This is a genomic window from Candidatus Bathyarchaeota archaeon, from assembly GCA_026014585.1.
Lineage (GTDB): Archaea > Thermoproteota > Bathyarchaeia > Bathyarchaeales > Bathycorpusculaceae > Bathycorpusculum.
In genome coordinates this window covers 222,423-236,807 of sequence record JAOZIA010000005.1, presented here as the reverse complement: position 1 = coordinate 236,807, position 14,385 = coordinate 222,423, and the positions used below count along the sequence as shown (strand labels likewise).

At 43.9% G+C, this 14,385-nt stretch carries 18 protein-coding genes; 13 read left to right on the top strand and 5 right to left on the bottom strand.

Going from position 1 to position 14,385, the window contains the following annotated elements; genetic code table 11:
* The 5 genes from NWF01_04260 to NWF01_04240 all read left to right on the top strand — a co-directional run.
* Nucleotides 1–301: hypothetical protein (locus NWF01_04260; protein ID MCW4024232.1), on the top strand; the 301-nt coding region annotated here is incomplete at its 5' end.
* 125 nt (nt 302–426) lie between these two features.
* Nucleotides 427–690, top strand: coding sequence for a 50S ribosomal protein L14e (locus NWF01_04255; protein ID MCW4024231.1), 264 nt, complete (start codon nt 427–429; stop codon nt 688–690).
* 55 nt (nt 691–745) lie between these two features.
* Nucleotides 746–1,768, top strand: a complete 1,023-nt coding sequence (locus NWF01_04250) for an RNA-guided pseudouridylation complex pseudouridine synthase subunit Cbf5 (GenBank protein MCW4024230.1) — start codon at nt 746–748, stop codon at nt 1,766–1,768.
* Nucleotides 1,752–2,375 carry a methyltransferase gene (locus tag NWF01_04245; GenBank protein ID MCW4024229.1) on the top strand — a complete coding sequence of 208 codons (624 nt, stop codon included), beginning with the start codon at nt 1,752–1,754 and terminating at the stop codon, nt 2,373–2,375. Before NWF01_04250 ends, NWF01_04245 begins: the two co-directional genes overlap by 17 nt.
* 190 nt (nt 2,376–2,565) lie before the next feature.
* Nucleotides 2,566–2,778 (top strand): ribbon-helix-helix domain-containing protein, encoded by a 213-nt coding sequence (locus NWF01_04240; protein MCW4024228.1) that lies wholly within the window; start codon nt 2,566–2,568, stop codon nt 2,776–2,778.
* On the opposite strand, the gene NWF01_04235 is transcribed toward NWF01_04240, so the two are convergent.
* Nucleotides 2,748–2,963 (bottom strand): hypothetical protein, encoded by a 216-nt coding sequence (locus NWF01_04235; protein ID MCW4024227.1) that lies wholly within the window; start codon nt 2,961–2,963, stop codon nt 2,748–2,750. The two genes, NWF01_04240 and NWF01_04235, sit on opposite strands and share 31 nt — an antisense overlap.
* A 155-nt stretch (nt 2,964–3,118) precedes the next feature.
* Here NWF01_04235 and NWF01_04230 point away from each other — a divergent pair, with 155 nt between their 5' ends.
* Nucleotides 3,119–4,498, top strand: coding sequence for an NADP-dependent malic enzyme (locus tag NWF01_04230; GenBank protein ID MCW4024226.1), 1,380 nt, complete (start codon nt 3,119–3,121; stop codon nt 4,496–4,498).
* 72 nt (nt 4,499–4,570) lie between these two features.
* Here the strand turns inward: NWF01_04230 and NWF01_04225 are convergent, their stop codons facing one another.
* From NWF01_04225 to NWF01_04215, 3 genes are all read right to left on the bottom strand, one after another.
* Nucleotides 4,571–4,858: a hypothetical protein gene (locus tag NWF01_04225; GenBank protein MCW4024225.1), complete on the bottom strand. Its 288-nt coding sequence runs from the start codon at nt 4,856–4,858 to the stop codon at nt 4,571–4,573.
* Between the two features lie 104 nt (nt 4,859–4,962).
* A complete protein-coding gene (rimI, locus tag NWF01_04220) occupies nt 4,963–5,442 on the bottom strand; it encodes a ribosomal protein S18-alanine N-acetyltransferase (GenBank protein ID MCW4024224.1) in 480 nt (159 codons plus the stop codon).
* A 39-nt stretch (nt 5,443–5,481) separates the two neighbouring features.
* Entirely contained in the window at nt 5,482–6,546 is a 1,065-nt protein-coding gene (locus NWF01_04215; GenBank protein ID MCW4024223.1) for a flippase-like domain-containing protein, read from the bottom strand.
* 276 nt (nt 6,547–6,822) lie between these two features.
* Between NWF01_04215 and NWF01_04210 the strand changes: the two genes are divergently transcribed.
* The 4 genes from NWF01_04210 to NWF01_04195 are packed head-to-tail and all read left to right on the top strand — an operon-like array spanning nt 6,823 to nt 11,751.
* Complete coding sequence (locus NWF01_04210) at nt 6,823–7,788, top strand: ABC transporter substrate-binding protein (protein ID MCW4024222.1); 966 nt, start codon at nt 6,823–6,825, stop codon at nt 7,786–7,788.
* Nucleotides 7,789–7,797: 9 nt separating this feature from the next.
* Nucleotides 7,798–8,880, top strand: coding sequence for an iron ABC transporter permease (locus tag NWF01_04205; GenBank protein MCW4024221.1), 1,083 nt, complete (start codon nt 7,798–7,800; stop codon nt 8,878–8,880).
* Between the two features lie 8 nt (nt 8,881–8,888).
* Nucleotides 8,889–10,223, top strand: coding sequence for an ABC transporter ATP-binding protein (locus tag NWF01_04200; protein ID MCW4024220.1), 1,335 nt, complete (start codon nt 8,889–8,891; stop codon nt 10,221–10,223).
* Complete coding sequence (locus NWF01_04195) at nt 10,210–11,751, top strand: AAA family ATPase (protein ID MCW4024219.1); 1,542 nt, start codon at nt 10,210–10,212, stop codon at nt 11,749–11,751. The genes NWF01_04200 and NWF01_04195 overlap by 14 nt, the downstream gene beginning before the upstream one ends.
* Nucleotides 11,752–11,753: 2 nt before the next feature.
* On the opposite strand, the gene NWF01_04190 is transcribed toward NWF01_04195, so the two are convergent.
* Nucleotides 11,754–12,521: a hypothetical protein gene (locus NWF01_04190; protein ID MCW4024218.1), complete on the bottom strand. Its 768-nt coding sequence runs from the start codon at nt 12,519–12,521 to the stop codon at nt 11,754–11,756.
* A 157-nt stretch (nt 12,522–12,678) separates the two neighbouring features.
* On the opposite strand from NWF01_04190, the gene NWF01_04185 reads away from it, so the two are divergent.
* The 3 genes from NWF01_04185 to NWF01_04175 are packed head-to-tail and all read left to right on the top strand — an operon-like array spanning nt 12,679 to nt 14,380.
* A complete protein-coding gene (locus tag NWF01_04185) occupies nt 12,679–13,143 on the top strand; it encodes an NfeD family protein (GenBank protein ID MCW4024217.1) in 465 nt (154 codons plus the stop codon).
* Nucleotides 13,131–14,051, top strand: a complete 921-nt coding sequence (locus tag NWF01_04180; GenBank protein MCW4024216.1) for a paraslipin — start codon at nt 13,131–13,133, stop codon at nt 14,049–14,051. The genes NWF01_04185 and NWF01_04180 overlap by 13 nt, the downstream gene beginning before the upstream one ends.
* Nucleotides 14,052–14,065: 14 nt before the next feature.
* Nucleotides 14,066–14,380: a hypothetical protein gene (locus NWF01_04175; protein MCW4024215.1), complete on the top strand. Its 315-nt coding sequence runs from the start codon at nt 14,066–14,068 to the stop codon at nt 14,378–14,380.
* Nucleotides 14,381–14,385 lie beyond the last annotated feature (5 nt).

Here is a 14,385-nt window from a genome sequence, read left to right as displayed (position 1 = left end):
GTTTATAGAGCAAACAAACGCGAACACGTTTGGGGGTCTTGGTCCGTTTTCTCTTGCTTTGGATTCGAATGATAACCCGCATGTACTTTTTAATACTGTTTCAGGATATGTTGGTCACGGCAATAATGTTATAGACTTGAAATATGCCTATGCTAATTTTAATAATCTAAATATTCAGGATAATGTGTTTTCGTGGACAACGGCTGGAATCCTTTTGGCTTCTGGCTCAATTATAGCTGTTTTAGTGATGGTTTTGATGTTTAACCACCGAAAAAACAGGAAAGACTCTCTCCCTCTATAGTTTCTGCATAGTATTTCTAATAGGCTCCAAATAGGAATGTTGATTGTGGCTGTTTATTGTCTGGTTTTGGGCTGTCATGCTTAAATATGTAGGGTTATTTACTGTGGCTTTAGGAGGCGGGAAATATGCCTGCTATTGAAGTTGGAAGAATATGTGTTAAACAGCTAGGACGAGAAACCGGAAAGAAATGCGTCATCATCGACGTTATGGACAAAAGCTTCATACTGATTACGGGGCCAAAAAAGGTTACAGGCGTAAAACGCAGACGAGTCAACATGAACCATCTCATGCCGCTTGAAGACAAACTCGACGTTAAACGCGGTGCAAGCGACGACGAAGTAGCCCAAACAATTGAAGCCGCCGGCAAAACCGAATTTATGAAAGCCTAATCCAAACCTTAATTTTCTTCAACATCTTTTTCTTACATTCTCAGGAAGAAAATCTATGCCCAAAACCAGTCCTCCATGGGAGACCAAACGCGAACATCTCGTCAAATCAATGGACACAACCAACCCAAAATACGGGTGTGAACCAAACAAGCGTCCAGCCAAAGAATACATCCAATACGGCGTCATAAACCTAAACAAGCCTGCTGGACCAACAAGCCATGAGGTTGCTGCATGGACCAAAAAAATTCTGCAAATCAATAGCATCGGTCACGGTGGAACATTGGACCCAAAAGTTACAGGTGTTTTGCCAATCACGTTGGAGGATTCAACAAAAATCGTTCAAGCACTCCTATACAGCGGCAAAGAATACATTTGCGTTATGAAACTGCACGGTGATGTGCCAACAGGTGACGTGCGGCGGGTTTTGGGCGAGTTTGAAGACTTGATTTATCAGCGTCCGCCTCTGCGTAGCTCCGTTAAACGGCAAATCAGAACAAGACGCATTTACTATAACGAATTCATTGAGCATGATGGCAGAAACGTGCTCTTCAAAGTCGGCTGCGAAGGCGGCACATACATTCGAAAACTCTGCTTTGACATGGGCGAAGTTTTAGGTGTTGGCGCTCACATGCAAGAACTTAGGCGGTCACGTGCCGGACCATTTGTAGAAACCAGCCTTACGCATGTTACGTTGCATGATGTGGCTTACTGGTTTGGTGAATGGCAAGAAAAGAAGGATGATGCAATCTTGCACAAATTCATTCAGCCCTTAGAGACCGCGTTGGCATTACTGCCAAAAATTGTTGTCCGCGACTCCGCTGTTGATGCACTGTGTCATGGTGCAAGCTTGACTGCTCCCGGCGTGGTTTCGGCTGATTCAGGTATTGAGAAGGACCAAGTTTTAGCAATTTTCACGCTTAAGGGTGAAGCGGTTGCGCTTGGGAAAGCCTCTGTTACAACACAGGAAATGATTGATTTAAAGCATGGTTCGGTTGCTTCACTGTTGCGGGTGATTATGCCACGGGGAACTTACCCAAAAGTCTGGAAAAGCGGCGGCAACAATGAACAAGAACACTAACCCCCCAGCCACAGACCACTATTTTTCGTCAAACCCCCAATCGGAGGAGCACTTCGGACTAATTCGAGCCTGCCTAAAAGGGCAAAACTTCGAATTTTTAACCTCTTCAAGCGTTTTCTCTAAAACAAAAATCGACATGGGCACAGCGCTTCTTATTGAAAGCATGATTCTGCCCGACAAAGGCAACGTACTTGACATCGGCTGCGGCTACGGTGCAGTTGGCATCTCAGCAGCAAAATTCAACCCCAACCTGCATGTGACCATGACGGATGTGAATGGGCGAGCGGTTCGACTTGCCAAAAAAAACCTGCAACGCAACAACATACACAACGCACAGGTACACTGTGGTTTTTTGTATGAGCCTGTTGAGGGGTCTTTGTTTGATTGTGTTTTGTCTAATCCTCCAGTGAGCGCTGGCATGGAAACCGTTAAAGCAATAATAACAGGAGCCCCCAAAGTCATGGCAGAAAACGCCAGTTTCCAAATGGTTATTCGCTCAAAAATCGGTAGCAAAATCCTGCCCCAACTTTTCTGTGAAACTTTTGGCAACTGCGCGGTTCTTTCAAGAGAAAGCGGGTTTCGTGTGTTAATTGGGTGTAAAGAGTAGGGTAATTTTGAAATATTAGTTTAGCTTATGTAAAGGGCGTAGTGATAAATTTTAAGTCTTAGGTCTGTTTGTGTTTTTTGTTTGGGAATACTTTTTAAGGTTGGAATGCTTGGCGTACAAAATATTCCCGTTTGTCTGACAAGGACTTATCTTTGCCCTTGCACCAACTAAAATACGAGGAAGCGTAGACATGTCAGATGATAATAAACGTGAAAGAATCACAATTCGGCTAACAAAAAGGTATCTTGACTTGCTAAATTTGTTAATCGAGAAGGGCGTCTACAACAGTCGAAACGAAGCTATACGGGATGGATTGAGGATTCTTTATGAATATCATGGCTTGAAGGTTACGCCTGAAAAGAAACGCTCAATTCATGCTTTGGGGAAAGCGGACGAGGAATAAACAGTTATTTCTTGTGGTTCAGTGACCATTTTTATTTCATAGTGTAGAAACAGGCGTCTTAGGGCGTCTTTGACTATTTCTGTTTGGCTTGTGTAGAGTCCGTCTTCAATTAATGTGGTTATGCCGTCAATGTATGGGGCTGTTATGTTTACGGTTATGGTTTTTTTCTCGTTTTGACTGAGCAACTTCTTATCTCTCCATTTTGAGCTATGCTGTTTTCTTTTTTAAGATTTAATTGAAGTCAGAATCCGACGCTAACTAGTTACCTAAGCAACCAAACAAACACAAATGCAACCTTTATTATCTCCCCCAATCACAATCAAAATGGAGACAAACCAAAATGGCACAAGAAAAAACTCAACCAAAACCAACCGTTGAGGAACTCTTAGCAAAAGCCAAAAAACCAGCCCAACTCTCCCCACCAATGCACCGCTTCTACGAAGGAAAAATGCAAGTTATCCCCAAATGTGCCGTACGAAGTATTGACGATTTCGCCATCTGGTACACACCCGGCGTCGCCGCAGCATGCAAAGAAATACACGCAGAACCCGACAAATCATTCGAACTAACAAATCGTTGGAACTATGTTGCCATTGTCTCTGATGGAACCCGGGTGTTAGGCTTAGGTAACATTGGTCCAGAAGCAGCCCTGCCCGTTATGGAAGGCAAAGCCTTAATCTTCAAGTATCTGGGTGGAGTAGATGCATTCCCAATTTGTATCCGAACCCACGACCAAAACGAAATAGTGAAATTCGTTAAGTCACTGGAGCCCTCATTTGGTGGAATAAATCTTGAAGACATAGAAAAACCCAAATGTTTCCACGTTCTAGAAAATGCCCGAGAACAACTTAACATTCCTGTTTGGCATGATGACCAGCAGGGAACTGCCACCGTGATTTTAGCAGGACTAATTAACGCTTTCAAGTTAGTGGGTAAAAAACCCCAAGAATCCCTCATAACACTGGTGGGTTCTGGAGCAGCAAACATTCGAACCGCTTACGTGTTAATGAAGTGGGGCGTAAAACCCGGCAACATCATATTAGTTGACAGCAAAGGCGTAGTAAACCGTAACCGAAAAGACATTATCCAACAAGATGACCCTTGGAAGTATGATGTAACACAGAAAACCAACAGCGAAAACCGTGAAGGCACAATCGCTGAGGCTTTCAAAGGCGTGGATGCTGTGGTTGCAGCTTCAATTCCTGTGCCGGGAACTATAAAACAGGAGTGGATAAAAACTATGGCAACTGATTCAGTGGTTTTTGCCTGTGCTAACCCGTTGCCTGAGATTTGGCCTTGGGATGCTAAAGAAGCTGGTGCACGAGTGGTTGCTACGGGGAGAAGTGATTTTCCTAATCAAGTCAATAACAGCTTGGGATTTCCAGCGATTTTTCGTGGTGTACTTGATGTTAAGGCTAAGACAGTTACTGATGATATGTGTATTGCAGCGGCGATGGAGTTGGCAAATTATGCTGAAGAGCGGGGTATGACTGAAGATAGTCTGTTGCCTAAGATGGATGAATGGGAAGTTTTCCCCCGAGAAGCCGTGGCCTGCGCTTTGAAGTCTATTGAACAGGGTGTTGCCCGTGTGAAACCCAGCCGTCAAGAACTCTACGAGCGAGCATGCACAATCATATCTAATGCTAGGCAATCAACTGAACTTTTAATGAAGCATGGACTAATTAAGCAGCCTCCGTCAGATGCTCAACTGCTCAAGTAAGCAGTCAAGTTAGCGCTTGGTTAATTTTATAATGTATGCTAACAAATGAAAAAAGAAGAGAAATTATTTTTTTTAGAATGTTGCTTCTATAGGTAGCGGCATCACTTTTACAATGTTTCTTTTTTCCAGCCGTCTAATTGCGTCAATGCATTCATCTTTTTTCTCGCAGGTGATGTTTAGATTCATCATTATCTCTTTTATAGAGATGCCTTTTTTGCCAAAGTTTTGACTTTTTTTGTGGAGTTGAGTAACAATTGATTTTTCGAGTTTGCCACATCGCCAGGTAGTGTTGCGTATGAGGATTACAATTGTCTGTACAAGGGCTTGTTCGTTGGTTTTTCTCCCTCTTGAATCTGCCACTTTCTCCTCACCGATAACAAATTATGGGTGTTACTATGTTTTTAAAGTTTGCCCATTTTTTAGGTTGCATTTTGCCTTTACTTATAAATGTTTCTGTTTTTTGCCTAGTTTGTTTTGTCCTGTTCTAATTTCTGATACAGTACCTTTTTTAAATACAGCCCATGTGCTTTTCCGTAATAATGCTCTAATCGCCCAATTTCTCGATATCCCAATTTCCTATAAAGTCTCAAAGCTGCACTGTTATCTTCCCTGACTTCAAGGCGGCACTCCTTAACACCCCGCTGCTTAAGCAGCTCTTCAACTTCACCCAAAAGAACCTGTGCAATTCCCTTATGTCTAAATGATGGCGCAACATTAAGAGTAATTATATGCCCAAAAACCATGTCTTCCTCCTTCTCCAAATAAGCAATCACAAACCCAGCGATTTGCTTCTCTAGTTTTGCCATAAACGCAATGGTGTTATAGTCTGAGAGAAAATATTTTATCTGCTGCTTGGAGAATGCTTCAGAATCAAAGCATTGCTGCTCGATTTTGTAGAACTCATTGAGTTGCCTTGTCGTGGCGGGTTCAATTTTAACCTGCATCACAACCTTATTAGTTGCCAGCATGATTTTATTTTTTTCCTACTCCTTAGGCTTAGATAACACGGGTTTTAGCTCCAGATACTGCTGTGCTGCAAAACCCCCAAAGAAGCGGAACCAAAGCGTAATTATCCTTGTCAAAACTGTTGCAGTAGCACTGACTTCAGCAGCTATTGGACCCAGTGTTGGCGCAAGAAACGCGGTGAACAGTGTGGTCATGGTGATTTCTGGGATTCCCACCTCAAAGATGCCAACTGGAATCGATTTTACCGCCAAAACAATCGCTGAAGTAATCAGAAGCATGCTCCACGAAACAGAATAACCCAATGATAAAAAGACAAAATAGGGAATGGCTAAAGTGAAAACCCAAGTTATAATCATAAAGAATGTAGATTTTATAATTGGCCACGGGTTATGCTGGAACTCATGCATTGACTGGTGAAAATGCGATGCTATCTGAACCGCTTGCTCCCGCAATTTTGTAAGTTTCCATTTCCCTCTTGAAACAAACTGTGCCGCCTTTGTCGCCCAATCAATAACTTTTAACATCCAGTTTTCTTTAAGTGAAAAAACAATCATGCCAACCAAAGCCGCTGTAATTCCAACAGTAACAACAGCGATAATGTTGAAAACTGTAGCATCCATTTGTCCTTCAAAAGGAAACAGTGCCAATCCCAAAACCAACACAACAATGTTCATGACTGTTCCGATTAACCGGTGGGTAAAGAGGGAGGCGACGATTTTTCCAAGACTTCCGCATTTGTCTCGGGTGAGCAGGTAAGTTCTGACAATTTCTCCGCTGATAGATTCTGCTGGGATAACTATGTCAACGTAGAGTCCGTACCAAACGTAAAGGTAGGCTTTTTTTAGGCTCATTTTGATGTCAAGATGATTTGTGATTGAGCGCCAGGAAATGGTGAAAAATAAGACTTCCAGTATTCCACAAAGGACTGCTATTATGAAGAATGCTGGGTTGGCTTTTTGCATGTTGGAAATTATTGTTATGATGTCTACGTTGTAGAGGTAGATGTAGAGGAAAAAGGCTACTAAACCAATAATCGGAAACACTACCGTCTTCCAAGACAGTTTAGGCTTAACTTTTTCCATAAAGGCGTCTCGCTTATGTAACGCAAAGTTGTTTACCACATATTAAATATGTTGCTAAACCAAAAAAATAAACTCAGCCAACAACATCCTGAAAACTCCATACAAACAAAGTGATAGACGCATGCTCTTATCTGACTGGTTTCTTTTTTTTGCTTAGAAAAAGAGCGCTTGAGCCCTGTTTTTCGGGTTGATTTTGGTTTGCTTGTTTTTTGGTGTTTTTTGGAAAACTTTATAATTTGGGCTGGATAAACCATCCTCACAAGGAGAAAAACACAAATGAATACAAAATATGTTCTTTATGCAGCTATTCTTGTGATAATCATAGTTTCAGCGTCTGCAATTGTCTATGTTAACATGAACAATCCATCATCTTCCGAAGGTACAATCAGCATAACTGACGACGAAGGATACACAACCACACTTGACGGTGTCCCACAACGCATTGTTTCCATGGCACCAGCCAACACCCAGTTCCTCTTTGACCTTGGCGTTGGCAACAGAGTTGTCGGCGTAACCGATTATGACGATTACCCCTACGACTTCTCTGCATGGTTTGAAGCAGGCAACATGACCAGCATAGGTGGCTTCTATAACCCAAGTTTGGAAGTTATCACTTCACTGCAGCCTGATTTGATTCTTGGAACCACAATCCACGACGACATCCTTGACAATCTCAGAGGTCAAGGCTTCAAAGTTATCATAACCGATCCAACCAACATTGAAGACATTTACAATGACATCACTTTCATCGGCAAAGCAGTTGGCGCAGAAGAAAACGCAACCACCTTAATCAGCAACATCCAAGGCCAAATCAGCGAGGTACAGGAAAAGATTGCCAACATTACTGAAAAACCAACAGTTTACTGGGAAGTTTACTTCGATGAATCAGGCATAACCACGGCAGGAGCAGACTCATGGCTTAACGATGTTATAGCAAAAGCAGGTGGAACTAACCTTTTTGCTGACTTAAGCGGAGATTATGTGTCCACCAGTTCAGAAGTAATCGTTCAAAGAAACCCAGATGTTATCATGATGCCAGAAGGCATGGGAAGCTCATCTTCTGGCGGTGTCGAGGCAGTAAAAGCACGACCAGGTTGGAACACTATCAACGCAGTAATAGACGACCACATCTACATTTTCGACGAAGACCTATTCAACCGACCCACGTCAAATGTTGGTTTACAAGTCCAACAAGTTGCAGCATGTTTATACCCAACCCTTATATCGCCACCGGAGCTCTAATCTGAAAAAATGGCCAATACCAATGTTGAAAAGTCTTATGCAAAGCGTTCAAAGCGATGGAAAACAACCTTAGGGCTACTTATAGTAGCGCTGGTTGCTACCCTTATAGTGGCTTTAAACATTGGTTATGCCCCCATTTCTTTTTCAAAAATTTTTGACATCATGGTCAATCAGATTCCATTCTTGAATGGTGGACCCGGCACACAAACCTCTGAGTTCTTAACTAACCAAGCTATCATTATGCAAATTCGTTTTCCTAGAGTGATTGCTGGTGCATTAATAGGTGCAGGGCTAGCTGCTTCTGGTGTTCTTTATCAGGGTGTTTTCAAAAACCCGATGGCTGACCCCTTTGTGCTTGGTGTTTCTTCAGGTGCAGTTTTGGGTGCAGGATTGGCAATTGTTTTTGCTTCAGGCTTAAGCTTACTTGGCATACCTATTGTTCAAGCATGCGCTTTCGCAGGTGGTTTAATCACAATATTTATTGTGTTTAATATTTCCAAAGTCGGCAACCGCGTCTCTGACATGACACTGTTGCTCTCAGGTATTGCTATGACTATTTTCTTATCTGCGATTTTCCAGATTCTGCAGGTTACAAGTCAAAACGTCAAACTTCACGCGTTGGTGACTTGGCTTATCGGTGGAATTTCAAACATAACTTGGATGGACATATTTTCCATTATGCCTTTCATTTTTATCGGAATTATCCTTTCATACTTCTACACAAGAGACCTAAACATGATTGCCTTCGGCGAAGACACAGCACAACACCTTGGCGTCAACACAGACAAAACCAAAAAAATCGTTCTCGTTTTAGGCTCATTGATGGCATCAGCAGCCGTTTCTATAAGCGGCTTAATTGGCTTTGTAGGCTTGATGATTCCTCACATAACACGGTTAATTATGGGTCCCGACCACCGCATTCTACTGCCTGCCTCCGTGGTTGTTGGCGCAATATTTCTAGTTCTCTGTGATGCATTGGCTCGGGTTGTCACGGGTGCAGGTGAGTTGCCTGTGGGTGTGATAACTGCTTTGGCAGGTGGACCCTTCTTTATCTTCCTGTTGCGAAGAAGGAAATTGAACTATAAAATGTAGGCTCAACCATGGTAACTTTAAACGTGAATGGTGTAGAATGCCGTTACGGCTCGGTTAAGATTCTTTCAGATGTTAACCTAAACGTTAGCCCTGGTGATTTTGTGGGTATACTAGGACCTAATGGCTCAGGAAAAACTACGCTGCTCAAAAGCATCAGTCGTGTTCTAAAGCCCCACGGCGGCTCAATTCTAATTGACAAATCAAACATTTACGACCTAAAACCCGTAGATGTTGCCAAAACAATGGCGGTTGTTCCCCAAGACAACGTGGTAGGATTTAACTTTAGCGTTATGGATGTGGTTTTGATGGGACGCAACCCACATCTAAGCCATTTCCAGATGGAAACCGAAAAAGACGTACAAATCGCCAAACAAGCCATGATACTAACCAACACATGGAAACTAGCAGATCGCTCAATCCATGAACTTAGTGGGGGCGAACGCCAACGTGTCATAATTGCCCGTGCACTGGCGCAGGAACCAAAAATTCTTCTCTTAGACGAACCCATGACCCATCTTGATATCATTAATCAGCTTGAAGTCATGGACTTAATCAAAAGTTTATGTGTCAAAAACAACCTCATGGTTCTCACAGTCATTCACGACCTTAACTTAGCAGCACGATACTGCAACACGGTTATAATGCTAAAAGATGGCAAGGTACACGTTGCAGGTAGCATCGAAGATGCCTTCACCAGCGAAAACATAAAAAGCGTATTCCAAGTTGACGCTATCGTACGCAAAAACCTCGTAACCAACTCACTCTATGTTATCCCACTTTCCCCACAAAAACCCTCACTTGAAAAACACTGCGGCGTACACATTATCTGCGGCGCAGGAACAGGAACGCTTCTGATGAAGGCACTAAAAGATGAGGGCTACACAGTGACTGCGGGTGTTTTGAACATGTTAGATTCGGATTATGAAACCTGCGAGTTACTCAAGATTCCAGCAGTTGTTGAAGTTCCTTTTTCCCCGATAACCAATGAGATGCATAAGCAAAATTTGGATATGATTAAACGGGCAGGCATGGTTGTGGTGACTTCAGTGCCGTTTGGCTCGGGAAACCTTCGCAATTTGGAAGCCGCCGTGGAAGCACTCAAATCTGGAATTCCAACTTACGTGATTGATGAACTCCCCATTGAAAGCCGAGACTTCACAAACGGCAAAGCAACAAAACTTATGGCGCAACTCAGAAAGCTGGGCGCAACCTTTGTAGCAAGCCAAGATGACCTACCCGCGCTACTGAACATTAACCTTGACAAAGCCATAATGGACAAATCTTGCCCGCCCTTTGGACACGTAAAATCACAATCAGGAGAACCCCAAAATGCCCCATCATAGAATAGGTTTAGTCTACGTTCCAGGCGCGCTTCCCTGCTTTGAAGCGTTTGGAAACTTGCCAACAGACCTTGTCGGCGCTGACGGCTTAGTGGATGGCAAACCCGCCTCAGAAGTTCTGGACATGATAATTATTCCAGGCGGCAGCCTGATCGAGTCAGGAAGCACCAACGGCGCAGTCGCAGAAGAAATCCTCAAGATGGCACGAGTGGGCAAGTATGTGCTGGGGATTTGCGCTGGGTTTCAGGTACTCTCCAAAAAAACCGACGTGGGTCGCCTATCAACAATTCCTATTTTCCGCGACGGAATCGGCTTATTAGATGCAGAGTTCACACCGCTTATCTGCACTGACCAAGTTAAAGCCACAGTGATAGGCACAAGTTTCATCACCGCGGAAACATGCAAGCAGCTTTCTGGTTTTCACTGCCACACATACGGCAAAATAGTTTTGGGCAGTGAGGCTAAACCCATAATCATCTCTCATGTTAACCGCGTAAACTACCGCTCTGCACCACAGGACCTAGTTTCAGGGGTCGCAAACAAAGAAGGCAACGTAGTCGGTATCTTAACCCATGGACTGCTTGACCATAACCCTGCAGTGATTGACAGCATCTGCAAAAGCCTAAACATAACCAGCAACGAACTCAAAGAAATCCGCGCTACCAACGCCAAACTCATCCGCCAAATCAAAGCCGAAATTGGCATCGCAACAGAAACTCGCCCAGCCCCCACCACTAAAAAAGCACCCAAACTGGTCATGGTCACCGCGATTGAAAGCGGTTCAGGAAAAACATTCCTTGTCACGGGTATCGCAGGTGCTCTCAAAAAACAAGGTTTCAACCTTGGGCTCCTCAAAGTCGGTGGAGATATCCGAGACATTGTTCCCGCGTTGTATTTGATTAAGGAGCCGATTTTGGATTTCTCCTCGGTTGAGGTTTTTGGCATAGGCTGGACACCACTGCAAGAAGCCGTCAAGAAAGCCGCTGAGCAGTACGATTTTCTACTGGTTGAGGGTGCGATGAGTGCTTTCACGGGGCTTTTAACGGATGGTAAGCGTCCAATGTCTACAATTGAAGTTGCTGCGGGTATGGGCGCGTCAGTTGTGGTTGTGGTTGCTTGTAACCATGGCGGCATCGAAGGCGGAATGCTAAATGCCCTAAACTACATCACCATCATGAAACGGTTAGGCATCAACGTAACAGGCGTCATCCTAAACAAAGCATACCTACCATACATCACCAAAGGCATCCGCGAAACAGTAGATTTAGCCTTCAAAAACGTAGGTGTCAAACTTTTAGGCATTATGCCCCGACTACAACTAGAAGAAAGAGGCATGATTCCTGAAATAGAAATCCGCTACGAAACCTTTGGAGAAAAAGCCATCGAGGCAGCAGAAGCAAACCTTAACCTAAACGGATTTGTGGATGTTGCCCAGCCGCCCTGCACTGTGGAGGTTGATTATGACGCGTTTGCCCAGAAATTCAAAAAACTACTAACTGAATACAACTGCGGCTCGTCAGATTCACCTTAGACCTAGTCCATTTTGAATGGTGGTTCAGACGCGACAGACTCAATTATTTTTTGTGCTTCTTCTTCATGCTCTTTTGAACCCGAAATGGCAAGCATACACGCGCCTTCCGCGCCACCAACTCCCCCTGCTGCAATCATCTCAGCCGAAGCACCCGACAACAACTTAACAGCGTCCAACTCCGTGAACACTTCACCTGGAATAGGCAGCAACCTGTACCCTTCTGCGTCAGGGCGGGAAAGTTTCTCTGCTAAAACATTGAGGTTTCCTGTTACGCGTTTTTCTAAACCGACTGCAATGATTAGTTTGACTCTGCGCCCAAACACTGCAGGAATTGAAAGCCCAACTGTGCCTGCTTGAGGATGCCCAATGAGGATGGCGGCTTGTTTGTTTTCTAAATCCAGTGCGTTTGCGCCTTTAACAATGCAGTCGCTTTGAGTTAGTGAAGGGGCAACTTCTGCTAAGGTTTTGCCCTTTTGCCAGACGCCTTTTGTTATGATTACGTCTCCGTTAAATTGGCTTTCATCTTCCAGTCTGCCTTCTTTGGTTACTGGCTGGTTTGGTGGTAGGTTGATGCCTCTGAAGAAGCGTTTTGTGGAGAAGTCTTTGATTCCGAGGGTTTGTAGGATTTCTTTTGCTAAGTATCCGTTTGTGGTTCCTGCGATTATGACTAGTGTGCCTGTTTTGAGGGTGGTTTGGATTGCGGGGTGTTTGGTGAGGGCTTTTGCGATGAGTTTTTTGCCTGCGGCGGGGGTGATTAGGGCTTGTTTCATGTTGGTTACCGTATTGTATGGGTTTGTTTGGGCTTTTTTGGTTTTTGGTTATTTAGGGCTGTGTTGTTTGCTGTTGGCTGCCAATACTAAACGATGAGCTTCGATAAACGCCGATAATCTTATATGTTCGGCGATACATATAGATGATTGAGGCTAAATGAAATCTACTCTCACTGTCAAAGCAGATGAGCTAAAACTTACACAACTGCTCTCAAAATTTGCAGAAAAATACAACATGAGCTACAAACTCAAACGACAAACCGACAGCTACCAACTTGAAGTAGAACTAAACAGCGACGACTTCGGCGAATTCATACGACGCCTAAACCACCTCAAAGACGCCACATACAAAGTAGAAGAAGTACGCGGTGGAGGTCTGCTTGACAGCATTAACGTCAGCCTGCTCCGCACAAATGTTGATGCCTTAATCGGCAAAGAAACTATCGCTAAAACAGACATAGATATTGTGGATGGTGGTGTGGTAAAAATTGGTGGGGAGCTTTGGCTTGCAAAAGCAGTTGATTGCAATGTCATAAAGGAGGGCTCAAAAGTTCGAGTCGTCAGGGTGGAAGGAGTCGGCCTCATAGTGGACGAAATAGGTGAAAAAGAATGTACGAAATAATAGCCATAATAGTTGCTGTAGTGGTAATAATTGCGCTAATTATCTTTGCGCTTTCCGTGAAACAAGTAAACCAGTACGAAAAAGGCTTAGTGGAAAGATTCAACGCCTACGAAAAAACTGTTGAACCTGGATTACGCATGATAGTTCCCTTTGTTGAGCGAATGCTACGAGTAAACATGCGTGAGCAGGTTATTGATGTGCCGCCACAGGAAATCATCACTGAGGACAACGTTGTCGTTACTATTGACGCCGTCATTTACTACCAAGTCATAGATGCCCGACGTGCACTCTATGAAATCGAAGACTTTGAACTTGCCATCGTCAAATTAGCACAGACAACACTTCGAAACATCGTTGGCGAAATGAGTCTGGATGTGTGTTTGACTTCCAGAGAAAAAATCAACGTTGAACTCCGCAGTGTCCTTGACCAAGCGACAGATAAGTGGGGCACTAAAGTCAACCGTATTGAACTTCAAAGAATCGACCCGCCAAGCGACATCCAATCTGCCATGCACAAGCAGAAAACCGCTGAGCAGGAACGACGCCAACTACGCTTACTAGCCACAGGCCGAAAAGAAGCAGCCGAGCAAGAAAAGCTTGGTGCCATACTAAAGGCTCAAGGTGAAAAGCAAGCTGCCATACTTAGCGCTGAAGGTCAAGCCAAAGCAGTTGAGCTTGTAGCTGAGGCGCAGGCAAAAGCAATCAAGGTGGTTTCGGAATCAGCCAACCAGCACTTCAAAGAAACTGCGCAAATCAACAAGAAATTAGATGTCGTACGAGACACATTTGCCCAGCAAACCAAAATCGTTGTGCCTGCTTCCTCTGACGTGTTAAACGTTATTGGACTTGAAGGCTCATCAGTGTTGCCGGTGAAGACAGAGGCGAAACAGAACCAAACCAGCAAGTAATTTGGGGGTTGCTAATGGAACCTGCCTTTGTTTCAATTCTTCCCCTCTTTATCATCGGCGGCATCGTTGTGGTAATTGCGTTGGCTTCGCTGGCAAAACCTAAACCCGAAAAGAAGCGCTATCAATTCAAAGACTACAAAAAATACTCCTCATCATACACACCAATTGGAGGCACACAATTTGAGTTTGATATGCGACAACCATATCGACGCTTCAAGCAACTATACCCCCGAAGCAAATTGACCTACGAAGAATACAAGCAGATGCAAATGCAAAAAGCCTACCGACGCTCAACAGGCTCTGAGAAAAACAAACGAATGGTACGATAAACCCC